Here is a 13,327-nt window from a genome sequence, read left to right as displayed (position 1 = left end):
GAAAGGGCGCAATGGTAAACTCTCCCGCCCTGCCTTGCCCAATCAGGCCACCGCCCCTCATGAATGCCGTCAGCCGCCCGAGCGGCCGCGCCAGCGACCAGCTGCGCCCCGTCACCATCGAACGCCACTACACCCGCCACGCGGAAGGCTCCGTGCTGGTCAGCTTCGGCGACACCCGCGTGCTGTGCACCGCCAGCGTCGAAGACCGCGTGCCGCCGTGGCTGCGCGGCAAGGGCGAGGGCTGGGTCACCGCCGAATACGGCATGCTGCCCCGCGCCACCTCCAGCCGCACCCAGCGCGAAGCCGCCCGCGGCGGCCAGGGCGGGCGCACCCAGGAAATCCAGCGCCTGATCGGCCGCAGCCTGCGCGCCTGCGTTGACCGCCAGGCCCTGGGCGAACGCGTCATCACCCTGGACTGCGACGTGATCCAGGCCGACGGCGGCACCCGCACCGCCGCCATCACCGGCGCCTACGTGGCCCTGGTCGATGCGGTCAACGTGCTGATGAAGCGCGAGAACCTGCGCCGCAACCCGGTGTTCGGCGCGATCGCCGCGGTCTCGGTCGGCATCTACCAGGGCACGCCGGTGCTCGATCTGGACTACGCCGAAGATTCCAACTGCGATACCGACATGAACGTGGTGATGAACGACGGCGGCGGCTTTATCGAGGTGCAGGGCACCGCCGAGGGCCACGCCTTCCGCCGCGACGAAATGGACAGCCTGCTGCTGCTCGCCGAGAAGGGCATCGGCGAGCTGGTCGCCGCGCAGCGCGCCGCCCTGGCGCAGGGTTGAACATGGATCGCATCGTCCTGGCCAGCAGCAACCCCGGCAAGCTCGCCGAGTTCAGCCAGCTGTTCGCCGGCGTCGGCCTGGAAGTGGTCGCGCAGGCCAGCCTGGGCGTGGCCGATGCGGACGAAACCGGCCTGACTTTCGTCGAGAACGCGCTGCTGAAGGCGCGCAACGCGGCGGCCGCCACCGGCCTGCCCGCGCTGGCCGACGACTCCGGCATCTGCGTCGACCACCTGCGCGGCGCACCGGGCCTGTATTCGGCGCGCTACAGCGGCGGCCACGGCGACAACGCGGCGAACAACGCCAAGCTGCTGCGCGAGCTGGACGGCTTGCCGGACGAGCAGCGCGGCGCCTTCTTCATCTGCGTGCTGGCCCTGGTGCGCCACGCCGAAGACCCGGCCCCGCTGATCGCCGAAGGCCGCTGGCACGGCCGCGTGCTCACCGCGCCGCGCGGGCCGGGCGGCTTCGGCTACGACCCGCTGTTCCTGCCCGATGGCATGGCGCACAGCGCGGCCGAGCTGGAGCCGGCCACCAAGAACCGCCTCAGCCACCGCGGCCAGGCGCTCGCCGTACTGCATGCGCGGCTGGCCGGCTGGCAGCGCGACCGGACCTGAGATGCCGCTGCTCGCGCCGCCGCTGTCGCTGTACGTGCACATGCCTTGGTGCGTGAAGAAGTGCCCGTACTGCGACTTCAACTCGCACGGCCTGCGCGGCGAGCCGCCGCCGTACGAGCGCTACGTGGACCTGCTGCTGGCCGATCTCGACGCCGACCGCGCCGACTTCGCCGCCGCGCTGCACGGCCGCAGCGTGCACAGCATCTTCTTCGGCGGCGGCACGCCCAGCCTGTTCGCGCCGGAACTGATCGCGCGTTTCCTGGACGGCGTGCGCGAACGGCTGCCGCTGGCGCAGGACGCTGAAATCACCCTGGAAACCAACCCCGGCACGGTGGAGCACGGCCGTTTCGACGGCTATCTCGCCGCGGGCGTGAACCGCCTGTCGTTCGGCATCCAGAGCTTCGATGACGACAAGCTGCGCCGCCTCGGCCGCATCCATTCCGCCGGCGAGGCGGAGGCCGCGGTGAAGTCCGCGCAGGACGCCGGCTACGCCAACATCAACCTGGACCTGATGTACGCGCTGCCGGAGCAGACCCTGGAGGGCGCGCTCGACGACGTGGCGCGCGCCGTCGCGCTGGCGCCGACGCATATCTCGCACTACCAGCTCACGCTGGAACCGAACACGGCATTTGCCGCCAATCCGCCGCCGCTGCCGGACGACGACCACGCCTGGGCCATGCAGGAAGCCTGCGAGCAGGCGCTCGCCGCCGCCGGCTACGGCCAGTACGAAATCTCCGCCTATGCGCAGCCCGGCCGGCGCTGCGCGCACAACCTCAATTACTGGCGCTTCGGCGACTACCTCGGCATCGGCGCGGGCGCGCATGGCAAGCTCAGCGACGCGGCCACCGGCGAAGTGCGCCGGCGCTGGAAGACGCGCCACCCGCGCGCCTGGATGGAAGCGGCCGCCGGCCCCGGCCGCATCGGCGGCGACCAGGCGGTGGACGCGGCCGAGCTGCCGTTCGAATACATGCTCAATGCGCTGCGCCTGGTCGACGGCGTGCCGATGGCCGAGTTCGAGGCGCGCACCGGCCTGCCCGCCGGGCGCATCGCCCCCGCCCTGGCCAGGTGCCGCGAGCGCGGCTGGCTGGCGGACAACCCCGCCCTTCTTCACACCACCGGGCTGGGCCAGCGCTTCCTCAACGACGTGATCGCCGCCTTCCTGGACTAAGGCGGCCGGCCTGCACCTTCGGCCGATGGCAGCCCCGCCGCCGCGGGCCTAGACTGCGCCCGTCCACAGGGGAAAACGGCGGAACTGCCATGGATGTCGAACAGGGTCGACGTCAACCGCTCGCGCCCGGCCACGGCGCGCAGCCCGACGGCCACGGGGCCTGGAGCCTGCGCGCGCGCCGCCTCATCGAGGAAACCCACGCGCTCTGCGACAGCTGGCTGGAAGCACCCTTGCGCGCCTGCCTGCTGGACGCCGAGCACAAGCTATTCGGCCAGGCCGAGCAGGCGCGCAACCATCTGGACCAGCAGGTCCACATGAGCGTGCGCCAGCGGCTGCAGAGCCATCGCGACATGCTCGAACAGCGCTTCTTCGCCGAAGTGGCCAGGCGCTTCGAGCGCATCGGCATCCAGCCGGAAGAAACCGCGCCGCTCACGCTGTCGCTGCTGGACGACGGCGAGGACGACGAGCGCGCCGCGCTGGAACAGTCCGGCGTGCGCAGCGAGGCACGCCATGCGCCGGCGCTGTTCGAACTGAGCTTCCGCTTCGGCGCCCTGGCCAGCCTGCCGCCGATGGAGGGCGAGGATCTGCCGCTGGGCGCGCAGGCCTTGTCGCGCTGCTTCCTGGAGGCCTTGCGCGACTGGGAGCTGCCGGTGCGCCACCGCCTGCTGCTGCTCGATGCGTTCGACCACATGGTGGTGCGCCACCTGGCCTCGCTGTACGAAACGGTCAATCAGCACCTGGCCGGCGAAGGCATCCTGCCGCACCTGCACGCTTATCGCGTGGCCCGCCCCGGCGACGCCCGCGGCCTGCGCAGCCCTGCCGCCGCCATCCCCGGCAGCGTGCCGGCCGGCATCGGCGGTCCGCAGGTGGAACTGGGCGAGCACATGCTCGACATGCTGCGCGAACTGCTGTCGCTGCAGCGCGCCGCGGCGCCGCCGCCCGCTCCCGTGGGCCAGGCGCTGAGCGACGAACAGCTGCAGCATCTGCTGGCCGCCCTGCAATTGCCGCTGGCGCAGGCCGCGCAGCAGGTCGCCGCCGAAGGCCAGGCCCTGCGCCTGCGCGAGCAGCTGCTGGCCCTGCTCAATGCCGGCACCGAACATTCCACGCCCAAGCTCTCGCTCAGCCCGCGGCAGGACGACACCGTGCAGCTGGTGGCCCTGCTGTTCGAGCAGATGGCCGGCGGCATGCAGCGCGGCAGCCACGCGCAACGCATGCTCGGCGAATGGGAAGTGCCGCTGCTGCGCATGGCGCTGGCCGACCGCGACGTATTCGACCAGCGCGAACATCCCGCACGCCGCCTGCTGGCGGCGATGTCCGAGGCCGCGCACGACTGGCTGGATGGCGGCGACGCCGACGTCGACCGCTCGCTCGCCACCAAGCTGGCCCAGCTGGCCGAGCGCGCGCAGCGCGAGCCGCCGAGCGCCGCGCTGTACGCCAGCCTGCTGACCGATATCGAGCACCACCTCTCGCTGCTGTCGCGCAAGGCGCAGGCCACCGAGCGGCGCCAGGTGGAAGCGATGCAGGGCCGCGAGCGCCTGGAGCATGCGCGCCACCATGCCGCCGAGCTGATGGCCGAACGCTTCCGCGCCGCGCCGCCACGCGGGCTGGTGCGCACCCTGCTCGAACGCGCCTGGTCCGACGTGCTCGCGCTCACCCTGCTGCGCAACGGCGAAGAGAGCGACACCTTCGCCGCGCGCCTGCGCATCACCGACCAGCTGCTGGGCCTGGCGCCGATCGACGACCGCAACAGCCTGCTCGACGACATCCAGACCGGCCTGCAGCAGATCGGCATGCAGGCCGAGGAAGCCGCGCAGGTCGCCCGCCGCCTGCTCGGCAACGGTGACGAGACGGCAGCGGACGATAGCCTCACCGCCACCGGCGTGGCGATGAAGCTCAAGCAGCACCAGCGCCTGGGCGAACACCAGGCCACCGAAGCCGCCACGCCGCCGGAACCGGCGAAGACCGCGGTGCCGCTGGACGACGAAGAACGCCGCATGCATGCGCATGTGCTCACCCTGCCCTTCGGCACCTGGTTCGATTTCCTCGACGACGCCGGCCAGGTCGCCCGGACGCAGAAGCTGGCCTGGTACTCGACCGTGTCCGGGCGCTGCCTGTTCGTCACGCGGCGCGGTTCGCGCGGCGACGAACTGGCGCTGGAACAGCTGGCGCGCCAGCTGGTGCAGGGCCATATCCGCGAGGCGGTGGCGCCGCGCGAGAACCTGTTCGACCGCGCGCTGCGCGCGCTGATGGAGAACCTGCGGCCCGGCGCCGCGCATGCCGGAGGCCGCCAGTGAACACCCCTGCCAGCGCGATCGAACAGCGCCGCGCGCAGCGCAAGCGCGCCAACTACACGGTGGCGGTCACCGACGTCATCAACGACCGCCCGCTCGGCCACCTCGGCAATCTGTCGGCCACCGGGCTGCTGCTGATCGGGCCGGAGACGCCGCGCAGCGAAGCGATTTACCAGGTGAGCCTGGGCCTGCCGGGCCTGAGCTTCCCCGGAACGAGCGCCGCGGCGCTGAGCATCGAGCTGGGCATCCAGGAACAATGGCACGACGATGCGGCCACGCCAGGCCAGGTGTGGTCCGGCTTCCGCATCGTCTCGATCAGCCCCGCCGACGCCGCCCTGCTGGAAGCCTGGCTGGCCTTGCCCGGCGGCACCGATTGACGCCATCCGGAACGGCCGTTCGGTGCGAATAATCCCAAAGTGAGGCTTTCTGCTGCGCGATAGTGGTGCCGGCCTCGTGCGAAGCACCACACTCGCCGCGATCCCCATCGCGCACGCCGCAGGAACCTCGCCATGCCCCCGCAAGCCTCCGCCGAGCTGGAAACCGCCACCTACGCCAAAGTGACGCTGCGGCTGCTGCCGTTCCTGTTCGTCTGCTACGTGGCCGCCTATCTGGACCGCGTCAACGTCGGCTTCGCCAAGCTGCAGATGCTCAGCGACCTGCGTTTCAGCGAATCGGTGTACGGCCTCGGCGCCGGCGTGTTCTTTATCGGCTATTTCCTGTTCGAGGTGCCGAGCAACATGCTGCTGCACCGGCTGGGCGCGCGGCTGTGGATCAGCCGGATCATGGTGAGCTGGGCGCTGGTGTCCGCCTCGTCGATGTTCGTGACCACGCCTGCGGCGTTCTACGTGGTGCGCTTCCTGCTCGGCGTGGCGGAGGCCGGCTTCTTTCCCGGCATCGTGCTGTATCTCACCTACTGGTATCCGTCGGCGCGGCGCGGGCGCATGAATGCGCTTTTCATGATCGGCATTCCGGTCGCCGGCGTGCTCGGCGGCCCGCTGTCGGGCTGGATCATGCATGCGTTCGGCGGGCTGCACGGGCTGGCGAACTGGCAGTGGCTGTTCCTGCTCGAAGCACTGCCTTCCTTGGCGCTGGGCATCGCCACGCCGTTCGTGCTGCCCAATGGCATCCGTGCGGCGGCGTGGCTGGACGAGCGCGAGAAGCAGTTGCTCGAAGCGAACATGGCCAGCGACGGCGATGCGGGCGCCGAAGCGCCGCTGCGCAGCGTGCTGGCGGACGGCCGCGTGTGGCGGCTGGCGGCCATCTACTTCTGCTGCATGATGGGCCTGTACGGCGTGAGCTTCTATCTGCCCACGCTGATCGCCGCGGCCGGGGTGAGCGATGCGCTGGACGTGGGCTTGCTGACGGCGGTTCCGTACGCGGTCGCCGTGGTGGCGATGATCCTGGTCGCGCGCAGCTCCGACCGGCGCAACGAGCGCCGCTGGCATCTCGCCGTGGCGAGCCTGGCCGGCGCCGTCGGGCTGTACGCGAGCACGCTGTGCGCGGGCCAGCTGTCGCCCGGCCTGATCGCGCTGTCGATCGGCACGGCCGGCGTGCTGTCGACCATGCCGGTGTTCTGGACCCATCCCAGCCGCGTGCTGGCCGGCACGGCGGCAGCGGCCGGCATTGCGATGATCAATTCGATCGGCAATCTCGCCGGCTTCGCCAGCCCGTCGATCATCGGCTGGATCAAGGATCTGACGCACAGCACGAATGGCGGGCTGGTGGTGGTCGCGCTGGCGCTGGTCGCCGGTGCCGCGCTGGCGCTGACCGGGCGCTCCGCTGCCGCGCCGGGGCGGGCCTGATGCCATCTCTTCACGAAGCAAGCGCAGCACGGCTCGCGGCATGCCGCGGGATCGTCGGCGCGCGGCACGTGCTCACCGGCGATGCGAAGACGCGCCGCTACCGGCAGGGCTACCGCTTCGGTAACGGCAAGGTGCTGGCGGTGATTCGCCCGGGCAGCCTGGTGGAGCAATGGCATGCGCTGGCCGCATGCCTCGCCGCCGGTGCGGTGGTGATCACGCAGGCCTCGAATACCGGCTTGACCGGCGGCTCCACGCCCGACGGCGACGACTACGGCCGCGACGTCGTCATCGTCAGCACCACGCGCATCCGCCGCGTGCATCTGCTCGACGGCGGCCGGCAGGTGGTCTGCGTGGGCGGCGCCACGCTGGACCAGCTCGAACGCGCCTTGAAGCCGCTGGGGCGGGAGCCGCATTCGGTGATCGGCTCCTCGTGCATCGGCGCCTCGGTGCTGGGCGGCATCTGCAACAACTCGGGCGGCTCGCTGGTGCAGCGCGGGCCGGCCTACACGGAAATGGCGATCTATGCGGCCGTCGACGCAGCGGGCGTGTTGCGGCTGGTCAATCACCTGGGTATCGAACTGGCCGGCACGCCCGAAGAAGTACTGGCGCGTGTCGAAGCCGGCGCATTTGTGCAAGAAGAGATCCAGCCCGGCGCGGCAGCATCGGATCACGCATACGCCAGCCACGTCCGCGATATCGACGCTGCGACACCCGCCCGCTTCAACGCCGACCCGCGCCGCCTGTTCGAAGCCTCCGGCTGCGCCGGCAAGATCATGGTGTTCGCGGTGCGGCTGGACACGTTCCCGGCCGAGCGCGGCGCCAAGGTTTTCTATATCGGCACCAACACGACATCCGCGCTGACGGAACTGCGCCGCCACGTGCTGGCGAATTTCGAGTACCTGCCCATCGCCGCCGAATACATGCACCGCGATGCCTTCGACGTCGCGCACCGGTACGGCAAGGATCTGTTCCTGGTGATCGACCGCTTCGGCACGCAGCGCATGCCTGCGCTGTTCAACCTGAAGACCCGCTGCGATGCCTGGTTCGACCGCCTCGGCTTCCTGCCGGCGCAGATGAGCGACCGCATCATGCAGTGGCTGAGCGAACGGCTGCCGGAACACCTGCCGGAGCGGCTGCGGCTGTATCGCAACCGCTACGAGCATCACCTGCTGCTCAAGGTGCCGGCCGCGGGCATCGACGAGGCGCGCGGTTTCCTGTCCGCACATTTTTCCGGCGAAGACGGCGCGTACTTCGAATGCACGGACGAGGAAGGCCACAAGGCCTTCCTGCACCGCTTCGCGGCGGCGAGCGCGGCGGTGCGCTACCGCGCCGTGCATCCGCGCGAGGTCGAGGACATCGTCGCGCTGGATATCGCCCTGCCGCGCAACCAGCGCGACTGGTTCGAGCGACTGCCGGCGGACATCGAGGCTTCGATACGGCGGAAGCTCTATTACGGGCACTTCCTGTGCCATGTGTTCCACCAGGACTACATCGTGGCGAAGGGCACGGATTGCGCGGCACTGGAACATCGGATGCTCGAACTGCTCGACCAGCGCGGTGCCGAATATCCGGCGGAGCACAACGTGGGCCATCTGTACAAGGCAAAACCCGCGCTCGCCGGCTTCTATGCGCAGCTGGACCCCTGCAACTGTTTCAACCCCGGCATCGGCGGCACGGCGAAGTCTGCCAGTCCACACCCTTAAGCGCCCGGACTGGCGGCGGCAGCGCCCGCGCGCGATCATGCGGCGGTTATCCGTCCGCCCCGGCCCCGCGCGGCGGACTCAAGCCAGGAAACCGCATGATCGACCGCCTCGCCCCGCTCTATCCCCAGCACCTGGCCACGGTGCGCCAGCACGCCGACCAGGCGCTTGCGCTGACCGGCCACGACCACCTGGTGATCGCCGCCGGCCTGCCGCCGCGCAAGTTCCTGGACGACCAGGACTACCCCTTTATCGCCAGCCCCCATTTCCGCCACTGGCTGCCGCTGATCGACGCGCCGGGCAGCTGGGTCGTGCATACGCCAGGCCAGCGGCCGCGGCTGGTGTTCCTGCAGCCGCGCGATTACTGGCATGTGGTGCCGCAGGCGCCCAGCGGCTACTGGGTCGAGCATTTCGACATCACCATCGTGCGCACGGCCGAAGAAGCGGTCGCCCAACTGCCCGGCGCGCAGACGCGCCGCGCGGTGATCGCGCCGGCCCAGCCCGCGCTGGCCGGCATCGAGCCGAACAACCCGCAGGACGTGCTCGACATCCTGCACTGGCACCGCTCGTACAAGACGCCCTACGAACTGGCGCTGATGCGCGAAGCCAGCCGCATCGGCGCGCGCGCGCACCGCGCCGCCGAGCAGGCGTTCCGCGCCGGGGCCAGCGAGCTGGGCATTCACCAGGCTTATCTGGCGGCGGCCGGCGCGATCGATGCGGAACTGCCGTACGCCAGCATCGTGGCGCTGAACCAGCACGGCGCCGTGCTGCACTACACGCACTTCGGCCGCGTGGCGCCGGAGTATCACCGCTCCTTTCTGATCGACGCCGGCGCGAGCGCGTTCGGCTACGCCAGCGACATCACCCGCACCTACGCCGGCCGCGGCGAGGACGAGTTCCAGGCGCTGATCGACAGCGTGGAAGCCGCCCAGCTCACGTTCGCCGCCAAGGTGCGCGCGGGACAGAGCTATCCGGACCTGCACATCCACGCCCACCACGTGCTGGCCGGCGTGCTGCGCGAGCACGGCTTTATCCGCATGGCCGCCGAGAGCGCGGTGGAAACCGGTGTGACCGCGGCGTTCTTCCCGCATGGCCTGGGCCATCCGATCGGCCTGCAGGTGCACGACGTGGCCGGCTTCCAGCAGGGCGAGCGCGGCGGCAGCATTCCGCGCCCCGCCGGACATCCGTACCTGCGCATGACGCGCACGCTGGAACCGGGCATGGTGGTCACCATCGAACCGGGCCTGTACTTCATCGACATGCTGCTCGACGAACTGCGCGATACGCCGGTGGCCAAGGACATCGACTGGGAGCGCATCGAGCTGTTCAAGCCCTACGGCGGCATCCGCATCGAGGACGACGTGGCCTGCACCGCCGGCGAACCCGAAAACCTCACGCGCGACGCGTTCGCGCAAGCCTGAGCCACGCCATGGACCCGCTGCCGCCGCTAGGCCCCGCCCCGCTGCCCCCGCCGCCGGTAGCCGCACCGCCGCGCAAGCGCGTGCCGCTGTGGCTGATCCTGCTGGGCAGCCTGATCGTGGCCATCGTGGCCGCGGTCGGCGGGCTGGCCTGGTGGGGCTGGCTGGCATTCGAGCAGCAGGCGGTGGTGGCGATGGCGGCCGACCCGGTCATCGCCGAACACATCGGCAGCATCCGCAGCAGCGAGTTCGACTGGACCTTGACCAGTTCCGAACCCGACGAGGACACCTTCGCCTTTCATCTGAAAGGCGAGCGCGGCAGCGGCACCGTGGTCGCGCGCTTCATCACCGAGGACGCCGACAGCGAGACCATCGACGGCGGCGTGCTGATCATGCAGGACGGCTCGCGCATCCCCCTGCGCAGCCGCGGCACGCAGGACGGCAGCGCAGACGACGAACACGGCTGAGGCCCCGGCGGCCCTGCCGTTTCCTGATCTGGATCAAGCCCCTGCGGCCGGCTGCCGCGCGGCAATGCTTCGCGCGACATGCACGTGAACGCGGCGTATCCTGCCCTGCAGCTGAAGCAGGGGAGCCTCGGATGTCCACGCCGTCGACCCAACCCGGCAGCCGCGAGCCGCAGCGACCGGTGCTGCGCCGGCTGGCCCGCGAGCTGATCCTGATCGTGATCGCCAAGATCGTGCTGCTCACCCTGATCTGGTGGGTGGCGATCGCCCCGCATCCCCGTCCCGATACCCGTCCGGCCGCGATCGAGCATCTGCTCGCGCCGGCCGCTCCGTCCTCCGCCGCGAGCCAAGGCCACCCATGATCATCGACGCCGATGTCGTCACCTTGTCGCGCCTGCAGTTCGCACTGACGGCGCTCTATCACTTCCTGTTCGTGCCGCTCACGCTGGGACTGGTGTGGATCCTCGCCATCATGGAGAGCGTCTACGTCATGACCGGCCGCGAAGTATGGAAACGCATGACCCAGTTCTGGGGCGTGCTGTTCGGCATCAACTTCGCCATGGGCGTGGCCACCGGCATCACCATGGAATTCCAGTTCGGCATGAACTGGGCCTATTACGCGCACTACGTCGGCGACGTGTTCGGCACGCCGCTGGCGATCGAAGGACTGATGGCGTTCTTCCTGGAAGGCACCCTGATCGGCGTGTTCTTCATGGGCTGGACGCGCGTGTCGCCGGTGAAGCACCTGCTGGTGACCTGGTTCCTGGCGCTGGCCACCAGCCTGTCCGCGCTGTGGATCCTGGTGGCCAATGCGTGGATGCAGAATCCGGTGGGCTCGGCCTTCAATCCCGAGACCATGCGCATGGAAGTGACCTCGTTCGCCGAGGTGTTCTTCAATCCGGTGGCGCAGGCCAAGTTCGTGCACACGGTGAGCGCGGGCTATGTGCTGGGCTCGATGTTCGTGCTGTCGATCAGCGCCTGGTACCTGCTGCGCGGACGCAACGTGGATTTCGCCAAGCGCTCGATGACGGTGGCCGCCAGCTTCGGCCTGGCCGCGGCGCTGTCGGTGGTGGTGCTGGGCGACGAATCCGGCTACGCGGTGTCGGAGAACCAGAAGATGAAGATGGCCGCGATCGAGGCCATGTGGGAGACGGAACCGGCGCCCGCTTCGTTCACCGTGTTCGGCATTCCCGACGTCAGGAACCGCACCACGCACTACGCGCTGCAGGTGCCGTGGGTGATGGGCCTGATCGGCACGCGCTCTACGACCAAGCCGATCCCCGGCATCAACAACCTGGTGGAAGACACCAAGGGCAAGATCGACAACGGCATCCGCGCCTACGACGCCATGCTGGTGCTGCGCGAGGACAAGCACAACGCGCAGGCCAAGGAGATTCTGGCCGCGCACGACAAGGATCTCGGCTACGCCCTGCTGCTGAAGCACTTCGTCGAAGACCCGCGCAAGGCCACGCCGGAAGACATCCAGAAGGCCGCCGACAGCACCATCCCGAACGTGCCGGTGCTGTTCTGGTCGTTCCGCATCATGGTGGCCTGCGGCTTCTACTTCATCGCGCTGTTCGCGTATTCGTTCTGGCTGTCCAGCCGGCGCCGGCTGGACCGCAACCGCTGGTACCTGAAGCTGGCCTTCTACAGCCTGCCGCTGCCGTGGCTGGCGGCGGAGCTGGGCTGGATCGTGGCCGAATACGGCCGCCAGCCCTGGGCCATCGAAGGCATCCTGCCGACCTCGCTGGGCGTGTCCAGCGTGAGCGCCGGCCAGGTATGGACCTCGCTCGGCGGCTTCGTGCTGTTCTACACGGCGCTGGCGGTGGTGGACGTGGTGCTGATGCTGAAGTTCGCTCGCAAGGGGCCGGATGGATTAGGCATCTGGCCCATGGTCACGCGCGACCCGTCGCTGCGTCCCGCCCTGGAAGATTGAGGAGCCTGCCATGTTCGATCTCGACACTCTGCGGGTGATCTGGTGGGCGCTGCTGGGCATCCTGCTGGTCGCCTTCGCCGTCACCGACGGCTTCGACTTCGGCACCGCGGCGCTGCTGCGCGTGCTCGGCCGCGACTCCGACGAGCGCCACGTGCTGCTGGAAACCATCGAGCCGACCTGGGAAGGCAACCAGGTGTGGTTCGTGCTGGGCGGCGGCGCCGCGTTCGCGGCCTGGCCGATGCTGTATGCCGTGTCGTTCTCCGGCATGTACCTGGCGATCTTCCTGGTGCTGGTCGCCTTCATCCTGCGGCCGGTGGGCTTCAATTTCCGCAGCAAGATCGAGCACACGCGCTGGCAGGGACTGTGGGACTGGGTGCTGGTCGCCTCCGGCACCGCGGTGCCGCTGCTCACCGGCGTGGCCTTCGGCAACCTGTTCCTGGGCGTGCCGTTCCGCTTCGACGACGACCTGCGCATGAGCTGGCACGGCAGCTTCTTCGAGCTGCTGCATCCGTTCGCACTGGTCGCGGGGCTGGTGTCGCTGAGCATGCTGCTGGCTCACGGCGCCGCCTGGGTAGCGTTCAAGGCCGACCGCAGCATCGCCGCGCGCGCCGCCCGCGTCGCGCGCTGGACCTGCCTGGCCTGGGCCGTGCTGTACGTGGCCGCGGGCATCTGGCTGGCCTACGGCATTCCCGGCTATGCGATCGCCAGCGAGGTGGTGCCGGGCGGCCCGTCCAACCCGCTGTTCAAGCAGGTGGCGACGGGCAGCAGCTGGTTCGCCAGCTATATGCGCCATCCGTGGTTCTGGGCGGCGCCGCTGGTGGCGTTCGGCGGCGCGCTGCTGCTGCAGTGGCAGGTGGCGAAGCAGGGCTTCGCGGGCTTCCTGGGCAGCAGCCTGATGGTGATCGGCACCATTCTGTCGGCCGGCTTCGCGCTGTTTCCCTTCCTGCTGCCGTCGAGCATCGACCCGCGTTCCAGCCTCACGGTGTGGGACGCCTCCTCCAGCCGCAGCACCCTGCTGCTGATGCTCGGCGCCGTCATGGTGTTCCTGCCCTTGATCGTGCTGTACACCTCATGGGTGTTCCGCGTGATGCGCGGCCGGGTGACCCTGGAACACGTGCGCGGCACGCACCGCAGCTACTGATACGG

Annotated in this window: 12 protein-coding genes; all 12 read left to right on the top strand. The window is 69.7% G+C overall.

Annotated features, from left to right (window positions below):
- Positions 1-59: 59 nt before the first annotated feature.
- The 12 genes from rph (at position 60) to cydB (ending at position 13,322) form a co-directional block, all read left to right on the top strand.
- Complete coding sequence (rph, locus tag ISN75_RS02790; RefSeq protein WP_167252581.1) at positions 60-791, top strand: ribonuclease PH; 732 nt, start codon at positions 60-62, stop codon at positions 789-791.
- A gap of 2 nt (positions 792-793) precedes the next feature.
- Positions 794-1,402, top strand: a complete 609-nt coding sequence (rdgB, locus tag ISN75_RS02785) for an RdgB/HAM1 family non-canonical purine NTP pyrophosphatase (RefSeq protein ID WP_343819462.1) — start codon at positions 794-796, stop codon at positions 1,400-1,402.
- A gap of 1 nt (position 1,403) precedes the next feature.
- Positions 1,404-2,570, top strand: a complete 1,167-nt coding sequence (gene hemW / locus ISN75_RS02780; RefSeq protein WP_343819464.1) for a radical SAM family heme chaperone HemW — start codon at positions 1,404-1,406, stop codon at positions 2,568-2,570.
- Positions 2,571-2,659: 89 nt separating this feature from the next.
- Positions 2,660-4,864 carry a DUF1631 family protein gene (locus tag ISN75_RS02775; RefSeq protein ID WP_343819466.1) on the top strand — a complete coding sequence of 735 codons (2,205 nt, stop codon included), beginning with the start codon at positions 2,660-2,662 and terminating at the stop codon, positions 4,862-4,864.
- Positions 4,861-5,238, top strand: coding sequence for a PilZ domain-containing protein (locus ISN75_RS02770; RefSeq protein WP_168648003.1), 378 nt, complete (start codon positions 4,861-4,863; stop codon positions 5,236-5,238). The genes ISN75_RS02775 and ISN75_RS02770 overlap by 4 nt, the downstream gene beginning before the upstream one ends.
- Before the next feature lie 132 nt (positions 5,239-5,370).
- Positions 5,371-6,663: an MFS transporter gene (locus ISN75_RS02765; RefSeq protein WP_343819469.1), complete on the top strand. Its 1,293-nt coding sequence runs from the start codon at positions 5,371-5,373 to the stop codon at positions 6,661-6,663.
- Positions 6,663-8,366, top strand: coding sequence for a D-lactate dehydrogenase (dld, locus tag ISN75_RS02760; protein WP_343819471.1), 1,704 nt, complete (start codon positions 6,663-6,665; stop codon positions 8,364-8,366). The genes ISN75_RS02765 and dld overlap by 1 nt, the downstream gene beginning before the upstream one ends.
- A 95-nt stretch (positions 8,367-8,461) precedes the next feature.
- A complete protein-coding gene (gene pepQ, locus ISN75_RS02755; RefSeq protein ID WP_343819473.1) occupies positions 8,462-9,784 on the top strand; it encodes a Xaa-Pro dipeptidase in 1,323 nt (440 codons plus the stop codon).
- Positions 9,785-9,792: 8 nt separating this feature from the next.
- Positions 9,793-10,248 (top strand): hypothetical protein, encoded by a 456-nt coding sequence (locus ISN75_RS02750; protein ID WP_167252589.1) that lies wholly within the window; start codon positions 9,793-9,795, stop codon positions 10,246-10,248.
- A 131-nt stretch (positions 10,249-10,379) separates the two neighbouring features.
- Positions 10,380-10,607 carry a cytochrome oxidase putative small subunit CydP gene (gene cydP, locus ISN75_RS02745; protein WP_167252590.1) on the top strand — a complete coding sequence of 76 codons (228 nt, stop codon included), beginning with the start codon at positions 10,380-10,382 and terminating at the stop codon, positions 10,605-10,607.
- A complete protein-coding gene (locus ISN75_RS02740; protein ID WP_167252591.1) occupies positions 10,604-12,181 on the top strand; it encodes a cytochrome ubiquinol oxidase subunit I in 1,578 nt (525 codons plus the stop codon). The genes cydP and ISN75_RS02740 overlap by 4 nt, the downstream gene beginning before the upstream one ends.
- Before the next feature lie 10 nt (positions 12,182-12,191).
- Entirely contained in the window at positions 12,192-13,322 is a 1,131-nt protein-coding gene (cydB, locus tag ISN75_RS02735) for a cytochrome d ubiquinol oxidase subunit II (protein WP_343819476.1), read from the top strand.
- Positions 13,323-13,327: the final 5 nt, after the last annotated feature.

The sequence above is a fragment of the Dyella marensis genome (genome assembly GCF_049532885.1).
Taxonomy (GTDB): domain Bacteria; phylum Pseudomonadota; class Gammaproteobacteria; order Xanthomonadales; family Rhodanobacteraceae; genus Dyella_D; species Dyella_D marensis.
The sequence above is the reverse complement of the archived record's forward strand: the minus strand, read 5'-3'. Positions and strand labels throughout refer to the sequence as shown.